Origin of the sequence: Rhizobium sp. UBA1881, from assembly GCF_002338015.1 — a bacterium.
In the GTDB taxonomy this organism is placed as follows: Bacteria; Pseudomonadota; Alphaproteobacteria; order Rhizobiales; family Rhizobiaceae; genus Rhizobium.
Genome location: NZ_DDHH01000033.1, coordinates 28,986 through 43,423, shown reverse-complemented (window position 1 = coordinate 43,423; position 14,438 = coordinate 28,986). Strand labels below are relative to the sequence as shown.

Annotated in this window: 14 protein-coding genes and 1 pseudogene; 2 read left to right on the top strand and 13 right to left on the bottom strand. The window is 59.8% G+C overall.

The annotated features are described in order from the left end of the window. Both B3605_RS03255 and B3605_RS03250 read right to left on the bottom strand, forming a co-directional pair. A pseudogene (locus B3605_RS03255) lies at positions 1 to 471 on the bottom strand (polyprenyl glycosylphosphotransferase); the annotation flags it as partial. Positions 472 to 942: 471 nt separating this feature from the next. Beyond that, positions 943 to 1,230 (bottom strand): hypothetical protein, encoded by a 288-nt coding sequence (locus B3605_RS03250; RefSeq protein WP_162735405.1) that lies wholly within the window; start codon positions 1,228 to 1,230, stop codon positions 943 to 945. Positions 1,231 to 2,641: 1,411 nt separating this feature from the next. Here B3605_RS03250 and B3605_RS03245 point away from each other — a divergent pair. Beyond that, positions 2,642 to 3,652, top strand: coding sequence for a sterol desaturase family protein (locus tag B3605_RS03245; RefSeq protein ID WP_113198381.1), 1,011 nt, complete (start codon positions 2,642 to 2,644; stop codon positions 3,650 to 3,652). Between the two features lie 6 nt (positions 3,653 to 3,658). On the opposite strand, the gene B3605_RS03240 is transcribed toward B3605_RS03245, so the two are convergent. The 3 genes from B3605_RS03240 to cbiE all read right to left on the bottom strand — a co-directional run bounded on the left by B3605_RS03240 (position 3,659) and on the right by cbiE (position 7,071). Further along, entirely contained in the window at positions 3,659 to 4,447 is a 789-nt protein-coding gene (locus B3605_RS03240; RefSeq protein WP_112943566.1) for a response regulator transcription factor, read from the bottom strand. Positions 4,448 to 5,069: 622 nt separating this feature from the next. After that, complete coding sequence (cobM, locus tag B3605_RS03235; protein WP_113168321.1) at positions 5,070 to 5,828, bottom strand: precorrin-4 C(11)-methyltransferase; 759 nt, start codon at positions 5,826 to 5,828, stop codon at positions 5,070 to 5,072. 10 nt (positions 5,829 to 5,838) lie between these two features. Beyond that, a complete protein-coding gene (cbiE, locus tag B3605_RS03230; RefSeq protein ID WP_113168320.1) occupies positions 5,839 to 7,071 on the bottom strand; it encodes a precorrin-6y C5,15-methyltransferase (decarboxylating) subunit CbiE in 1,233 nt (410 codons plus the stop codon). On the opposite strand from cbiE, the gene B3605_RS03225 reads away from it, so the two are divergent. After that, positions 7,070 to 7,840: a cobalt-precorrin-6A reductase gene (locus B3605_RS03225; protein WP_183794334.1), complete on the top strand. Its 771-nt coding sequence runs from the start codon at positions 7,070 to 7,072 to the stop codon at positions 7,838 to 7,840. The two genes, cbiE and B3605_RS03225, sit on opposite strands and share 2 nt — an antisense overlap. Here B3605_RS03225 and B3605_RS03220 read toward each other — a convergent pair. The 8 genes from B3605_RS03220 to B3605_RS03185 form a co-directional block, all read right to left on the bottom strand. Next, on the bottom strand, positions 7,804 to 8,568 hold the full coding sequence (locus B3605_RS03220; protein WP_113168318.1) for a precorrin-3B C(17)-methyltransferase: 765 nt from the start codon (positions 8,566 to 8,568) through the stop codon (positions 7,804 to 7,806). The genes B3605_RS03225 and B3605_RS03220 overlap by 37 nt on opposite strands. Next, on the bottom strand, positions 8,565 to 9,296 hold the full coding sequence (locus B3605_RS03215; RefSeq protein ID WP_112949545.1) for a precorrin-2 C(20)-methyltransferase: 732 nt from the start codon (positions 9,294 to 9,296) through the stop codon (positions 8,565 to 8,567). The genes B3605_RS03220 and B3605_RS03215 overlap by 4 nt, the downstream gene beginning before the upstream one ends. Beyond that, the gene (locus B3605_RS03210; RefSeq protein ID WP_112818761.1) at positions 9,293 to 9,925 is read right to left on the bottom strand and encodes a precorrin-8X methylmutase; all 633 of its coding nucleotides are present in this window, start codon (positions 9,923 to 9,925) and stop codon (positions 9,293 to 9,295) included. Before B3605_RS03210 ends, B3605_RS03215 begins: the two co-directional genes overlap by 4 nt. A gap of 2 nt (positions 9,926 to 9,927) precedes the next feature. Beyond that, positions 9,928 to 11,289 carry a precorrin-3B synthase gene (gene cobG / locus B3605_RS03205; protein WP_113168317.1) on the bottom strand — a complete coding sequence of 454 codons (1,362 nt, stop codon included), beginning with the start codon at positions 11,287 to 11,289 and terminating at the stop codon, positions 9,928 to 9,930. A 65-nt stretch (positions 11,290 to 11,354) separates the two neighbouring features. Beyond that, a complete protein-coding gene (cobF, locus tag B3605_RS03200) occupies positions 11,355 to 12,122 on the bottom strand; it encodes a precorrin-6A synthase (deacetylating) (RefSeq protein ID WP_112818934.1) in 768 nt (255 codons plus the stop codon). 255 nt (positions 12,123 to 12,377) lie between these two features. Then, on the bottom strand, positions 12,378 to 13,091 hold the full coding sequence (locus tag B3605_RS03195; protein ID WP_018896506.1) for a Bax inhibitor-1/YccA family protein: 714 nt from the start codon (positions 13,089 to 13,091) through the stop codon (positions 12,378 to 12,380). A gap of 19 nt (positions 13,092 to 13,110) precedes the next feature. After that, positions 13,111 to 13,875 carry an anti-sigma factor family protein gene (locus B3605_RS03190; protein WP_112818763.1) on the bottom strand — a complete coding sequence of 255 codons (765 nt, stop codon included), beginning with the start codon at positions 13,873 to 13,875 and terminating at the stop codon, positions 13,111 to 13,113. Beyond that, positions 13,862 to 14,401 (bottom strand): sigma-70 family RNA polymerase sigma factor, encoded by a 540-nt coding sequence (locus B3605_RS03185; protein ID WP_296432226.1) that lies wholly within the window; start codon positions 14,399 to 14,401, stop codon positions 13,862 to 13,864. The genes B3605_RS03190 and B3605_RS03185 overlap by 14 nt, the downstream gene beginning before the upstream one ends. Between the last annotated feature and the right edge of the window lie 37 nt (positions 14,402 to 14,438).

The window sequence follows — 14,438 nt, the reverse complement described above, 5'->3', positions numbered from 1 at the left end:
AACCGCGCGGTTCAGGTAGGAATACCAAGCGAGCCTCAGGGTCGTCAGCGTGCCAAAAGATAGAACGGCGGCCGATAGGATGGCGCCGCGCGACACCGTTGTTCCAATCTTGAGGAAGAAAACAATCGCAAGAAGAAACGCAACGACCGCTGGTAAGAACGTGCAGATAATAGCCATCTGCCGGCGAAACGACAACAGCCCGGCAGGACGGTAAGCATGAGCGCCGCCCATAGCCAAGACGAAAACCGTGGCGACAAGCAGGCCGATGCCCGCAAATCGCGACAAGTCGCCATCCATCCCCAAGAATACTTGCTCGTACAACATGTACCCACCGGCGCTTGCAAAGAATAGCGCCGCGAAATCAAGAACAGCCGCGACATAGGTCGTCGCGACGGCATTGAAGCTGAACCACAGTCGATCATTTCTGGCTGAAAGCCGCGCGTTCCAGCTGTGTTCCACTGGCATGGTCATAACGTTTATCCTCAACCCGCCAGTCTAGTTAACACAAGATTAATACGCCCAACAATTCGCCCAGCAATACTCCTTATTTAGTATTTCGCAGCCAGAGTATGTTTTTCTCCGATGTTTCGTCGAACATACTACTTAGCGTGGGAGTAACTCTCGAAAACACAAACCAAGAGTAGGCGATTTATACGCCAACAAATTTCGACCGTACTGGTAGTATATGTCTGATGTGGCATGGCCCCTGAGCGGGAGGACGCGTAATCGAGCCAACGATTGGCTAGCGACAAGCCACGCCACGAACGGCCTTACAACCTCGGGCCAGACAGCGATGCTTACAATGAAAGGCAGGCCGTTCATGCGCTGTAAGCGCGCCCAGTGTCGGGACCGACCTGCATTGCTCATTTAGTATTAATACTTCAAACTTATACTTCAGATTTATTCGAAACTAAGGTTGAGACGGCCCATTCCACTGCGCCATCACTCTTCGAACTGATCGTCGTCATCGCCATCAGAACCAAATGACCGGGCCTGCATTTCGGCAGAACTATGCTGATAGGCACGTGACTTTATCTCGTTGCTGATCAGAACGATCCAGTTATGCGCACGGCCGCTGCCGGATCCATTTTCGGGCATGACAAGAGCCATGCAGGTCATCACGCGCGGTCCGGTCTCCCGATAGGGCTGCATGCTCCAAGCGAAGGGCTCATCCCGCTGTTGGCGCTTGCGAAATGTAACGCTGCGCTTGCGTGCGCTCTTCCACGCCATCGTCATCGACCTCGGTTATCGATGCCACAAACGCAGAACTGCCGCCTTCCCCCATCGGGCGTCTGATGGATCGATCGACAAGCAACCGGCGCTGTAGGCAGCAGCCGGTATGCGATCGTGGCTTTCCGACCCGGGATTGCGTGTCTCGCGCCAACGCGCATGATCTCCCTAAGTTCATCTGTCATCAGCGTGCGCCTCAAATGTCATCTCACTCATGTCGCGATGAAGAGCGGCTTGCGCGCTCGGATATCGTCCCGCCGCGTGGCGGCAGCACCGCGCGAAGAAGCACGCGATCGGTGAGATTTTCTCAGAATGGAATGTCGCCGACGAGCAACTCCATCCGCCGATCCGCTGCTGAGTAGCGGCAGCGCGAGCTCAACTGCAACGTGAGCGGAGGCAGATGCGATGACGAAGGGGCTATCGGAGCGTGAGCGATAACGTTTCTCGACTGATCCCCCATCGAGAGAGGTGGCGATTCTCATTGTCTTTCGCATATCTCCCCCCCGGAAAGCACGCAAACAACACCTCCGAAAAAGATTTTTCCGGACACAATACTTAGACTCTAAGGAAGCCGCACTCGACGATATTGCTCTCGTTCACTTTATTATTAACTTGGTACGATGCTAAGCGCAAAATTTCACTGATGCAATAGTCAAAATTCATTACGGAAACAGTGAAGACTGACGCAAGCGGCAACGGCAATAGCGCTAGCACAAACGCAAATCTCAGGGGTCGGTATATTTGTATTATCGCATCATCATTTTTGATATACAGGCAAATACAATGAAATTACTTTGAATAAAGAATGCCGTAAGCATGTCAACCGGAAGTGTTCTTGAAGCTGTTCTATCGGCTCGCATAGGGCGACGGGTGGTGACGGTTCTCTGTGAGAACTGATCAGGCAATTAGACGCCGACCAGCAAACCGCACAGCGCTTCCGCCACAAGCGTAAACTGGGGTAACCAGTAACGACCGCGCCGATAACGAGGTTGACCGTCGAGATCTTAGACCAGATGAATAGCAAGTCGAGGCGTCCAGACGAGGCCGCTGCATTGACACTGCAAACGATGACGAGAAGGAAGCCGGTCGCCATCATCTGATCGTAGGCGCTATTGGCGCGACTGACGGACGAACAAGCACTGTGCTTCACGCCCTGCATAAGCCAGCAACACCATGATGACTGTCGACACAAGGTTAGGCGAGTTGTTAGGATCGGTGGCGATAATGACACCGGCAAAGCCCGTGAAGCTGCACGGGGAACAAAGACCGGTATTCTCTTCGGCAAACGCTCAAGGTACGGGCGCGCTCCACGCGACCTGTGCACGCGAGGTTGCCTAGACGCGCGATATTGCATAGGAGGCACAGTCGTAGTGTATCAATGAACAGCATTGAACTTTGGCGGAGAGAACACGTGACCGACAAGAGCACATCAATTCCCTATGCTCTGCTTTCATGGATACTGTGGCCAGCGCTGTTTTCAGCGGGACTGGTCGGAGCCGGGTTCGCCTTTCGGAGCACAGCGCCGCTGCTGTGGTTCAACGCGGTCTATCTGGCGATCGTCTGCTTGATCGCCCTCTTCGAGCGCGTGATTCCTTTCGAAAAGGAATGGTTGCAGCGGGACGGCCAGACATTTAATGACGTCGCGCACACGCTGCTGAGCAAGGGCGGCGTTCAGCTGGCCGCCGCGCTGGGTGCGACCGCGCCGATGGCTGTCGCGACCGTCGCCCATCCTTTGTTCATGAGCTTACCCGATGTGTGGCCCGGCAGCTTGCCGCTGGCTCTTCAGGTGGTTCTTGGATTGGCGATCGCCGAACTCGGACTATACGTGGCCCACCGCGCAGCGCACGAGATCCTGTCGCTATGGCGCTTTCATGCCCTTCATCACAGTGTCGAGCGACTGTGGGTCGTGAATACCGGCCGGTTTCATTTCATGGACTCGCTGTTCAAGATCGCACTCAGCCAGCTTCCGCTCTATCTCCTGGGCGCGCCGCTGCCGGTGTTTTTATGGATTGGCGCCGTGACGGCCTTCATCGGCCTTCTCACCCACTGCAATATCGACGTGCGGACAGGCCCGCTCGACCTGGTCTTCAGTACGCCGGGCCTGCATCGCTGGCATCACTCGCGCGTATTGGCAGAGGGCAATACGAACTACGGCGAGAACCTGGTTTTGTGGGATCAACTGTTCGGCACCTATTTCAATCCCGACCGTCGCCCGCCAACGGATATCGGCATCAGCGGTCGTGTCGCCGATAACTTTATTGGCCAGCTGTTCCAGCCCTTTTCGAAGAAGGGCTACCGACAAATTCTTGGCCGCCGGGTACACCCCGACGGCCAAGAGATAAGAACAGGTGATGAAGGATCGCGGAACCCGTCAGGCGCCATCAGCGAGAACGATCCGCTCAGCACGGATGGCACCGCCTAGCCTGGCTTAGTCCGCCGATGCGTTCCAGCGCGAGTCGGACTGGAACAGATCGTTCAGCTTGTAGGCGACCTCAGTACGGTTGGTTGCCTTCAGCTTCTTCATGATGTTGCGAATGTGAACTTTGACGGTGCTTTCGCGCAGATTTAGTTCATAGGCGATGATCTTGTTCGCCTTGCCCTTGCGCAACGCCTGGACGACTTCGGCCTGGCGCAGCGTGAACATGCGTGACAGCTCTTTCTGGCGCGGCGCGTTGTCGACAGGAGCCGACGACGTGAAGGTCTTGCCCGCGACGATGAAGGTGCCGCCGGCGACGGCGAGCCCAATGGCTTCCACACAGACTTCGATACCCACAGAGGTGGGAATGAAGCCACGAGCACCGTGCTCGATCGCCCGGAGCGTCTGGTTGAGATCGTCGCCATCCGCAAGGATGACCAACGGCGCCGGTGCGAGTTCGGTTGCGATGCTGGCGATCTCTTCATAAAGAGCGCCATCGCTCGACGCACGGCCGGTGATGTTCAGCAGGACCGCCTTGACGCGCTGCGTTGCATCTTTCTTTCGCCGCCATTCCGCCACCGAGCCCACCGCGCAGGCCTTCATGCCAAGACCGTTCTGCGTCAACGTCGTCGCGAGGCATTCGCGCTCGAGTGTTCTGCCGTCGATAATCAGCAAGCACCGGTCCTCGCCGATAACCTTTACTTCGCCCAGTTCGCTGAGAGCTCTGGGTGCCACGGCAACGGCCTGAAGTCTGTTGACAGGCGTGCGTCCGCTTTCAAATTCCGAAGGTACGTAATTCATACTAGCCTCATACTCAATAGTGTTAGAGGTGACCATTCGCAACGAAATGCAATACTCGGGGGACATCGGCGTGTATTAAGTCAGTAAAGTAGTTTATCCGTTTTGGATCACTTATCGCGTGTGGTTTCTACTTTATTAAGAACCTACATACATCAGTAGTGACAATCAATACAAAATATTTCGTCAGAGTTAGATTAAAAATGCGCAGTATATAAATTTGTACCGCCAAAAGATGAAAACAGGAATTATTTTTTACTCCGAAGCAAAAACATCAACCAAGAAGCGTACGGCATTTATTCTTTAGAAATACCATTTCTTAACGATAATAATCGTTTGTGTTTTCGCCTCACGGTATAGTGCCAAAGTCCGTACTGTTCTGACATAGACGAAGCAACATCATCTCTAGTAAATACTGTAGCAACGCCTCTGTAACGGGATCACGAAACCAAGCTAATCCAATTGGTTAATCCCTCGTTTACCCTTGAGGCGCGGATGTCAGGGCGATCTTCGACGATATTGGGCGCTGTGGATAACATTACGCCTCGCCGCGCGCCGATCATCGGACGCGCAGACACACGGCCGGGCAATTGCGCGGCTCGAACGCCTAAGTCTCGCGGTTTTTTTACTGTCGGCCTCTGAAGCGACGCTGATAGGTCGCATCATAAAGAGAGCTTTCGCGAAAATCGGTCGATGACAAGGATGGGCCGACAAAGATGATCGCCGTCCGCTCGATCGCCTGCGCGGCCACCTTGGCCTCGATATCGCCGAGCGTCCCGCGCACGATCCGCTCATCCTGCCAGCTCGCCTTTACGACGATGGCGACGGGGCATTCGGCCCCGTAGAGCGGCGAAAGATCGCTGACAACCCGGTCCAAAGCATGAATGGCGAGGTGGATGGCAAGCGTAGCGCCCGTAGCGCCAAACCGCGTCAGGGTCTCGCCATCAGGCATCGGCGACGCCCTCCCCGATACGCGGGTCAGAACCAGGCTCTGCGCGACCTCGGGGATGGTGAGTTCGCGCCCGAGCGCGGCCGCCGCTGCGGCAAAGGACGGCACGCCTGGTGTCATCGTGTAGGCAATGCCATGCTTCTCAAGGCGGCGGACCTGTTCGGCGACTGCACTCCAGACCGAGAGGTCGCCCGAATGCAGGCGCGCAACATCCTCGCCAGCATTGGCGGCACGCAGATATTCGGCCTCAATCTCATCGAGCGACATGGGGGCGGTATCGACGATCCGCGCTCCCGGCGGGCAATAGGCGAGAAGATCTGGCGAAACGATCGAACCCGCATAGAGGCAAACGCGGCATTTTCCGATGAGGTCGCGGCCGCGCACGGTGATGAGATCCGCGGCACCCGGGCCAGCGCCGATGAAATGAACGGTCATATCCTTGTCCTCAATTCTTGACCCAGTGCCACTGCGTGACGGGCATTGCCGGGCGCCAGCCCGTCATCGCGCCGATCGCACCGGCGCGGGAAATATCGATGCGGGTCAACGACCCGCCTAGGCTGGCGCGCAAAGCCAGCAATTTCGCATCCATCTCGAGCGTCACGGCATTGGCGACCAGTCGGCCGCCGCTTTTCAGCGTCGCGATCGCCTCCTCCATTACCCCATCCTCGCTTCCCCCGCCACCGACGAAGACGACGTCGGGTTCGGGCAGCGACTGCAACGCCTGTGGTGCTGCGCCTTGCACGACCGCAAGCCCCGGCACGCCAAAGGCGGCCGCATTGCGCGCAATGCGCTGCGCCCGCTCGCTAGATTGCTCGATGGCAATGGCCCGAAGCGACGGGTCACACAGCATCCACTCGATGCCGATCGAGCCGGAGCCGGCGCCGATATCCCACAGCAGTTCGCCATGGCGAGGCGCCAGCGTCGACAGCGTCAATGCCCGGATCTCGCGCTTGGTAATCTGGCCATCATGCTCGAAGAGCGCATCGTCGAGGCCGGGCGCAAAGGCCAACACGCGCGCACCCTTGCCGGCCACGATATCGATGGCGCAGACGTTCAGCGGATCGATGTCCTTAAGGTCAAATGCATCGGCTTGGCAGGTCCTGACGCGTTCACGCGCGCCGCCAAGCGCTTCCAGCACATGCAGCCGCGACCGGCCAAAACCATTGGCCACGAGCAAAGCCGCGAGCTGCGTCGGCGTCTCCTGATCCGAGGTCAGCGCGATGATGCGCCGGCCGTGATGCAGATGAGGACGTATGAGATCGAGCGAACGCCCATGCAGCGAAACGCTAGAAACTTCCTGCAATGGCCAACCCAACCGCGAAGCAGCAAGGCTGAAGGATGACGGCGCCGGTATCGTACGCATCTCCGTGGCATCAACGCTCCGCGACAGTGTGGCGCCGACACCATAGAGAAACGGATCACCCGAGGCGAGCACGACGACAGGCGAGCCACGTCGCGCGATGATCGCAGCCACCGAACGCTCGAACGGGCTTTCCCACGCAAGGCATTCGCCCTGAATGAGACCGGCCACCAGCGCTTGATGGCGAGCGCCGCCGAAGACGACGGAGGCAGCGGCGATCAGCCGCTTGGCTTCATCGCCGAGCCCTGCTGGACCATCCTCGCCGATGCCGATAATAGTCAGCCAAGGTTGGCCGGGAGCGGAAGACATATCAGCCATGAGCAAAATCCGCATTCTGATGCTTGGCGGCACGACCGAGGCAAGCGCGCTCGCCAAGGCTTTTGCCGCTCAACCGCGCTACGATGCCCTGCTGTCTCTCGCTGGCAGGACCGAAAAACCCGCTCCGCAGTCCCTGCCCACCCGCGTCGGCGGATTTGGCGGCGCGGAGGGGCTCGCGAGCTTTCTGCGTGACGAAAAATTCGACCTGCTGATCGATGCCACGCATCCCTTTGCCGCGCGCATCTCGCAAAACGCCGCGGAAGCTGCCGCAATAAGCGGTCTTCCAGCCTTCTGCCTTCGTCGCGCGCCCTGGCAGGCCGAGGCGGGCGACCGCTGGCGGCATGCCGCGAGTGTCCAGGACGCGATCGCGCAAATCGGCAGTGCGCCGCGCCGCGTGTTTCTCGCCATCGGTCGTCAGGAAGCGCATAGGGCGGATGCCGCCCCGCAGCACCACTATCTTATCCGAAGCGTCGACCCGGTCGATCTGCAACCCCAGCTTCCCCATGCACATTATCTTCTCGATCGCGGACCCTTCGATGTCGAACGCGAGGTCGCGCTGCTGCGGGAGCACCGCATCGATGTCGTCATCACCAAGAACAGCGGCGGCTCGGCCACCTATGCCAAGATCGCCGCGGCCCGCGCGCTCGGTATCGAGGTGATCATGATCGGCCGCGCAGAAGCGCCCGCCATCTCCACGGTCGCCACTGTCGACGAGGCCTTGGCGATGATCAATCACCTGCTGCCCCCCGGGCTGAAGCGAGGGGTATAGATGAGATCAGCCCGGCCCTTGCGTTCGATGATCTTCGTCTCCGCCGACCCAATGATCACGCATGTCGCCATATCGGCCGTCGCGGCATCCGCGACATCGAGCGGCTGAACGGAAATACGCTCATCGGGCCGTCCAGCGGCGCGGCCGAAGATAACTGGTGTCGAGCGGGGCAGCTTTTCGCGCAGCAATTCGAACGCCTTGCCGAGCTGCCAGGGGCGCGCCTTGCTGATCGGATTATAAAGCGCGATCACAAAGCCGCCTTCGGCTGCTGCGGTCAGACGCTTTTCGATCGTCGCCCAGGGCTTCAGATTATCGGAGAGCGAGATCGCGCAAAAATCATGGCCAAGCGGGGCGCCGACACGGGCGGCGACTGCCAGCATAGCGGTGATACCCGGGAGGATAACGAGATCGACATCCCGCCACGCGTCTGGACCATTGTCGACCGCCTCGCAGACCGCAGCCGCCATTGCGAATACGCCAGGATCGCCACCCGAGACAACGCAGACGACCGCGCCCTCGGACGCGGCCCGCAACGCGGCGCTCGCGCGATCCAGTTCCTCGCGATTGTCCGAGGCTTGACGCGCCTGGTCGGCCCGCAAATTCAGGCGATCGAGATAGGGGCCGTAGCCGAAAAAGACCGTGGCCTTCGAAACGGCTGCATGCGCCTCCGGCGTCATTTGATCTGGATTCCCCGGACCGGTGCCAATAACGAAAAGCTGCCCGCTCATCGGTTGCTCTCCCATCCGGGAACGAGGACCAGCGAAAAGTAAGGCGCATCGCCCTCCGGCCGGTCGGCGAGCTTGATCATCGCCGCGTTGGCCATGGTGCCGCGCTCGACGTAGACCGCTTCGGCAAGCCTTCCCGATGCCTGCAGCGCGCGGCGGATCTTCGGTAGGTTGCGCCCCACCTTCATGATTACCGCGGCTTGCGTATCGGATAGACGGCGCTCGAGCTCCTGCTCGGCCATCGTCCCGGGCAGAACCGACAATACGTCGTCGCCCTGCACGATCGGGATGCCGGCGAGAGACCAACAGCCGGACATCGCACTGATGCCGGGGATGACCTCGGTAGGATAGCGGTTGGCGAGGCGTACATGCAGGTGCATGTAGGAGCCATAAAACAGCGGATCGCCCTCGCTGAGGACGGCCACGGTTCGGCCGGCGTCGAGATGCGCGGCGACAGCCGCCGCCGACTCCTCGTAGAAATCGGTGATCTGTCGCCGGTATTCGGCTTCGTTCTTTTCGATCTCGGTGGTCACCGGATAGTAGAGCGGCAGCATAACCGCGTCCTGCCCGATCAGGTGCTCAACGATGGCTCGGCCGTTGCCGCCCCTGCCGCGCTTGGCGAAATAGGCGATCACATCGGCTGCTTCGATTGCCTTGACGGCCTTGACGGTGAGCAGTTCCGGATCGCCGGGACCAGTGCCAACGCCGATGAGACGACCGGCGCCGCTCATAGACCGGGCCTCGCCAGCGCGTTGACGGCCGCTGCCGTCATGGCGCTGCCACCAAGCCTTCCGCGCACGATCGCATAAGGCACGCCGTAGGAATTCTCAGCCAAGGCATCCTTGGATTCCGCAGCACCAACGAAGCCGACAGGCATGCCGATGATCGCCGCTGGCTTCGGCGCGCCATCGCGCATGAGCTCAAGCAAGTGGAAGAGCGCGGTCGGTGCATTGCCGATCGCGACGACGCTGCCGGCAAGACGGTCCTTCCAGAGATGAAGGGCGGCGGCCGAACGCGTGTTCCCGGTCTCCTTCGCCAGTTCCGCGGTGCGCGGATCGTGCAAGGTGCAGAGGACATCGTTCTTTGCGGGAAGCCTGGTGCGGGTCACGCCGTGCGCCACCATTTCGGCGTCGCAGAAGATCGGCGCGCCGGCATGGAGCGCCGCGCGCGCGGCGCTGACGAAATGCGGCGCGAACACGAAATGCTCGGCGGCTTCAACCAATCCACAGGCATGGATCATGCGCACGGCAACGTCGGCCTCCTCGGCGGAGAACCGCGACAAATCGGCCTCGCTGCGGATAATCGCGAACGACCGTTCATAGATGGCGTCACCGCTGTGGATGTAATCGTAGTCTGGCATTCCTAGTCCTGTCGCAGTGCTCGCGTAATCGTGGCCGTCCCCACCCTGTGGAGACAGGCCCTAGCAGATTCGCCAGCTTGTCTTTCACTTTTGATGAGACGGGAAAGCCTCTCTATAGCGGAATTGATGTCACTACCAGCAATCTGTGTATCAGGCGCATCCGACGCTAGGCCATCGAGGACAAGATGGTAGCCGTCTGCGGCTCCCGAGATGGTCAGAGCACGGCGTGGGTGGGCGCAGCCCTTGGCGCAGCCGGACAAATGCAGGTCGAGCGAGCCATCCAACGCCTCCGGACACCGCTCGATCAGCGTCTCCGCTAATGCCTTGGTGGCGTAGAAGCTCGACGCGCAAGCGCCTGCACCGGCACAAGTGGCGATGCGCGATGAGAGATCGTCGCTATCGGCGGATAGACCGAAGCGCTTCGCTGATAGCCGCACTGCCGCCGCGCTCTCTTTGTTCAAGCCTGTTATGAAAAGGCCGCGATCGGGCGCCGGTCGGATGTTCGTCACATCATGGCTTTCGACGAACGTCAGAAACGCCAGAAGGTCGTTCGCGTGTATTTGCCCAAAACGCGGCTTGAGACCGATCACCGCCGTACAGTTTTCCATTGCAGAGATGCCAACCGATGGCGTCTCGCCCGCGCGCGGATGGCGCGAAATGGCGTGCATATCCGGGAAGACAGATACCAATCGCTCCGGATCGATATCGCGGCAACGTTTCTGCCAGCCGATCGAAAGCAGCAGCTTGAGGGCATCACCGACCGCCTCGATCGCTTCATCGGCAGTGCCGACGGCAACCGGACGAGCGCTGGCACCATACCCAGCAATGGCGACCAGCCACTCTTCCGCCGAAAGGGCCAACAGCCTGACATCCGCCGTGACATCAGCCAAATCAAAGCGCCCACCGCCATCGACGATGATCGACAGCTTCGGCGCAAGCCCCGGCGGCTGCAGATATTCGGCGAGCCGATCCCGCAGCAGCAATTCCATCGCGGCAGCATCCGCGACGTCACCGAATTCAGCACCATTCAGCGGCGGCAACTCGATCACGGGATTGGGCGACACGATGATGCCGGCCGCATCCACCGCTTGGGCGAACGGCTCGACCGTCTCCGGCCGAAGTCCTCTGATCTGGAGGCTGCCCCGCGCCGTGATCTCGAGCAAACCGTTACCATGCAGCAAGGCGGCTTGTGCCAGTTGCGCGCACTGATGAACCGTCAGGACGCCACCCTGCGGACGCAGGCGAGCGAGCAGGCCATCGCCCGTCGGCATCGGCCGCGCGAGAGTCGGACAGGCACCGCGCCGCGCATAGGCTTGCGCGGCTTCGCCTGCAATGTCCGTCTTGATGCGCTCGTCGAGTGCCATCTCGTCATTTCCTTCCGCCCGGCGCCTGCATGATCGCGACGCACGGGGCAAAGCCATTGCCAGTGTCACAGATCGTCGAAATCGCGACCCTTGCGCAGCAGGTAGATATCCATGATCCACCCGTGTCGCGCCCGCGCTTCGGCGCGCAACTTCACGATATCCGCGGCGACATCGCCAAGCCGTCCCGAACGCACGATCTCATCGTCCGTACCGAGATAGGCGCCCCAGAAGATCTCGGCATCCGGATCCTCGATCTTGGAGAAGGCCTGCTCTCCATCTAGCATGACCACGGTGCTATTCGCCCGGTTCCCATGCTCGACAAGCCGGCGCCCCGTCGTGATCTCGACCGGCTTTCCTACCATGTTAATCGGAATGCGGTGGCTTGCCGCCAGCGCCTGGATGCTGGTGATCCCCGGGATGACGCTGAAGTCGAAATCAACAGTGCCGAGTTCCCTTGCCCGCTCGATAATGCGGATCACGCTATCATAAAGGCTCGGATCGCCCCAGACGAGAAAGGCGCCAGCGCCGCCGTCGGGGAGATCGTTGATCAGCCGCACAAAAATCTGCGCCAGTGCCGCATGCCAGTCATCGACGCTTTCGACATAGCTGCGGTCTGCCGTCTTGCGGTGCGGAATCGCGAACTCGACAATCCGGGTCTTCGGATTGGCGACGAAGCGCTCGCAAATCTCGCGGCGAACGGAAGCAAGCTTCTCCTTCTCCTCGCCTTTCGTCGGCAGGAAGATCATGTCGGCGGCGTTCATCTTGCCGATGGCCTGGATGGTGACGTGTTCGGGATTTCCCGTTCCGATACCGATGACATAAATGTGGCGCACGCCGGCTCTCCCGATCAATTCTCCCTGCTTTTGACGCACATGGTTCGGCGCTGCAAGGGCATGGATCAAATGGCCAAGTCCAACAGGCTGCAACGCCCGCCGATGTGCCCAACAGCACACGTGCGCAAAACAGAAAAGCGGCCGGACTTGCGCCCGGCCGCTTCCCTATGGTGAACACCCAATCCACGATCCTGTCACAGAGTGCGGATCGGGCGTTCTGGCGCTTCCTTTGCCCCCAGAAGCGCCATAACTCGACTATTCGCGCTCGCCCGTGAAGTTGAGCAGCAACTGGAAGATGTTCACGAAGTTCAGGTAGAGCGACAGAGCGCCGAAGACGGCAAGCTTCTGGTTCGATTCCTGATCGTAATTCTCCGAATACTGCTCCTTGATGTTCTGCGTGTCGTAGGCGGTCAGGCCGACGAAGACAACGATACCGATGACCGAGATCGCAAACTGCAGAGCGCTCGATCCAAGGAAGATGTTGACCACGCTGGCGATCACCACGCCGATCAGACCCATCATCAGGAACGAGCCCATGCGAGACAGGTCACGCTTGGTCACATAGCCATAGAGGCTGGTCGAGCCGAACATCGTGGCGGCGATGAAGAAGGTGCGTGCGATGCTGGTGCCGGTGAAGACCAGGAACACCGAAGCCATCGACAGGCCCATGACGGCACAAAAGGCCCAGAAAGTCATCTGCGCGGCGCTTGCCGACATCGTCTGGATCTTGAACGAGAAGAAGAAGACGAAGGCGAGCGGCGCCAGCATGACCACCCACTTGAGCGGCGACTGGAAGATCGGCACATAAAGCGCCGGCGTCGAGCCAACGATGAACGCGACGATGCCAGTGATGACAAGACCGATGCCCATGTAGTTGTAGACGCGCAGCATGTGCTGGCGAAGACCCTCGTCGAACATGGCCTGCGAGCCAACGGCCGCACCGTAACGCTGCTGATTGATTGGGTTCATTGAGATCTCCTCGAGTGAACTAGTAAAGGGTACGGGCAAGCCCATCGGCTGCCTGATCCAGTGAGATGGAGCGATCCGCGGTCACCAGCGCATAGGCGACGTCACCGATCTGCCAATAGGCTGCCTCGGCGCCATCGAGCGCGATATGGTTGACCGACTGAACGGAGAAAACGCCCGGACGAACGGCAAACAGCGACAGCTGCTTCTTGTCGGCCGTGATCGACATTTCGACGCTCGGGCCGAATTCGGACGGGAATATCTGTACGTCCGAGATCGTCCAGCCACCCGGAAGCTGCGGCATGACGATGCCGGTTGCAGCGCGAATTTCATCCGGCTTATAGCCTTCCGCCGGCTGCGACGAGACGGACTGGCGCACCAGGGCTGTCTTGTAGGCCTGAACGGCGTCCTCGACATAGGCGGGCGCCGGGACGGATGCAGCCACTTCAGTTGCGGTAAAGGCACCGAACGAGGTGTGCGCTACCCAGCCGGCCGCCACCATGACGCCGACGGCAGCAACGCGCTGCATGGCGTGGAAGATACGACCGTAAGCAAGTCCGCGCTCGAGACGGCGCGCAAGATCGCGCGTTTCCGCCCGGCCCGAGGCGCCTTCATGAGCGAGCGCCAGGCGCAGTTCGCCGCGCATACTCAGATCGGCCATGACCTTCGCGGCCGTTTCGGGATTCTCGGAAAGATAGGATTCCACCTGGATGCGGCGGGTCACATCGAGTTCGCCATCGACATAGGCATCGAGATCGGCGTCGATAATGGGATCAACTGCTTTCATTTCCGCCTCCTTCGATCAACCTCAAATGTGGTGCACGCGGTGTCGCTTCCTCGATTTCGCGCAGGCGGGCGCGGGCGCGCGAAATGCGCGACATCAATGTACCAATCGGAACGCCGAGCGCTGCAGCAGCTTCCTGATAGGAGAGGTCTTCAATCGCCACGAGATGGAGGGCCTCGCGCTGCTCTTCCGGCAAACGGAAGAAAGCATTGCGCACCTGCTGCAGACGCACGGCATGTTCCTGCGCGGCTGGCAAGGACTGCTCGGCCTCTACGGCGGCCTCATCGTGCCGTCGTGTCAGCGATCGCCCCTGTCGGACGCGGTCGATGTGAGCGTTATGCACAATCGAGAGCAACCACGTACGCAAGTTACCGCCACTGCGGAAGCTCTGCTTCTTCTCGTATGCCCGGACCAGGGCATCATGGACCAGATCTTCCGCGTCATCCGAGTTGCGCACCAGGGAGCGCGCGTAGCGCCGAAGCGCTGCGAGCTGACCAATGACATCGAATGGGCGTTCTTTCCGTTCCATAATTGAGTATACGAAGCCGCGCGTTGTTTTATTCCCC

Coding starts and splice junctions, on each gene's coding strand:
- B3605_RS03185 (WP_296432226.1), bottom strand. CDS start 14,401: ATGGAACGGAAAGAACGCCCATTCGATGTCATTGGTCAGCTCGCAGCG.
- B3605_RS03210 (WP_112818761.1), bottom strand. CDS start 9,925: ATGCCAGACTACGATTACATCCACAGCGGTGACGCCATCTATGAACGG.
- B3605_RS03240 (WP_112943566.1), bottom strand. CDS start 4,447: ATGAATTACGTACCTTCGGAATTTGAAAGCGGACGCACGCCTGTCAAC.
- cobM (WP_113168321.1), bottom strand. CDS start 5,828: ATGACCGTTCATTTCATCGGCGCTGGCCCGGGTGCCGCGGATCTCATC.
- B3605_RS03195 (WP_018896506.1), bottom strand. CDS start 13,091: ATGAACCCAATCAATCAGCAGCGTTACGGTGCGGCCGTTGGCTCGCAG.
- cbiE (WP_113168320.1), bottom strand. CDS start 7,071: ATGGCTGATATGTCTTCCGCTCCCGGCCAACCTTGGCTGACTATTATC.
- B3605_RS03190 (WP_112818763.1), bottom strand. CDS start 13,875: ATGAAAGCAGTTGATCCCATTATCGACGCCGATCTCGATGCCTATGTC.
- B3605_RS03225 (WP_183794334.1), top strand. CDS start 7,070: ATGAGCAAAATCCGCATTCTGATGCTTGGCGGCACGACCGAGGCAAGC.
- B3605_RS03215 (WP_112949545.1), bottom strand. CDS start 9,296: ATGAGCGGCGCCGGTCGTCTCATCGGCGTTGGCACTGGTCCCGGCGAT.
- cobG (WP_113168317.1), bottom strand. CDS start 11,289: ATGGCACTCGACGAGCGCATCAAGACGGACATTGCAGGCGAAGCCGCG.
- B3605_RS03220 (WP_113168318.1), bottom strand. CDS start 8,568: ATGAGCGGGCAGCTTTTCGTTATTGGCACCGGTCCGGGGAATCCAGAT.
- B3605_RS03250 (WP_162735405.1), bottom strand. CDS start 1,230: ATGGCGTGGAAGAGCGCACGCAAGCGCAGCGTTACATTTCGCAAGCGC.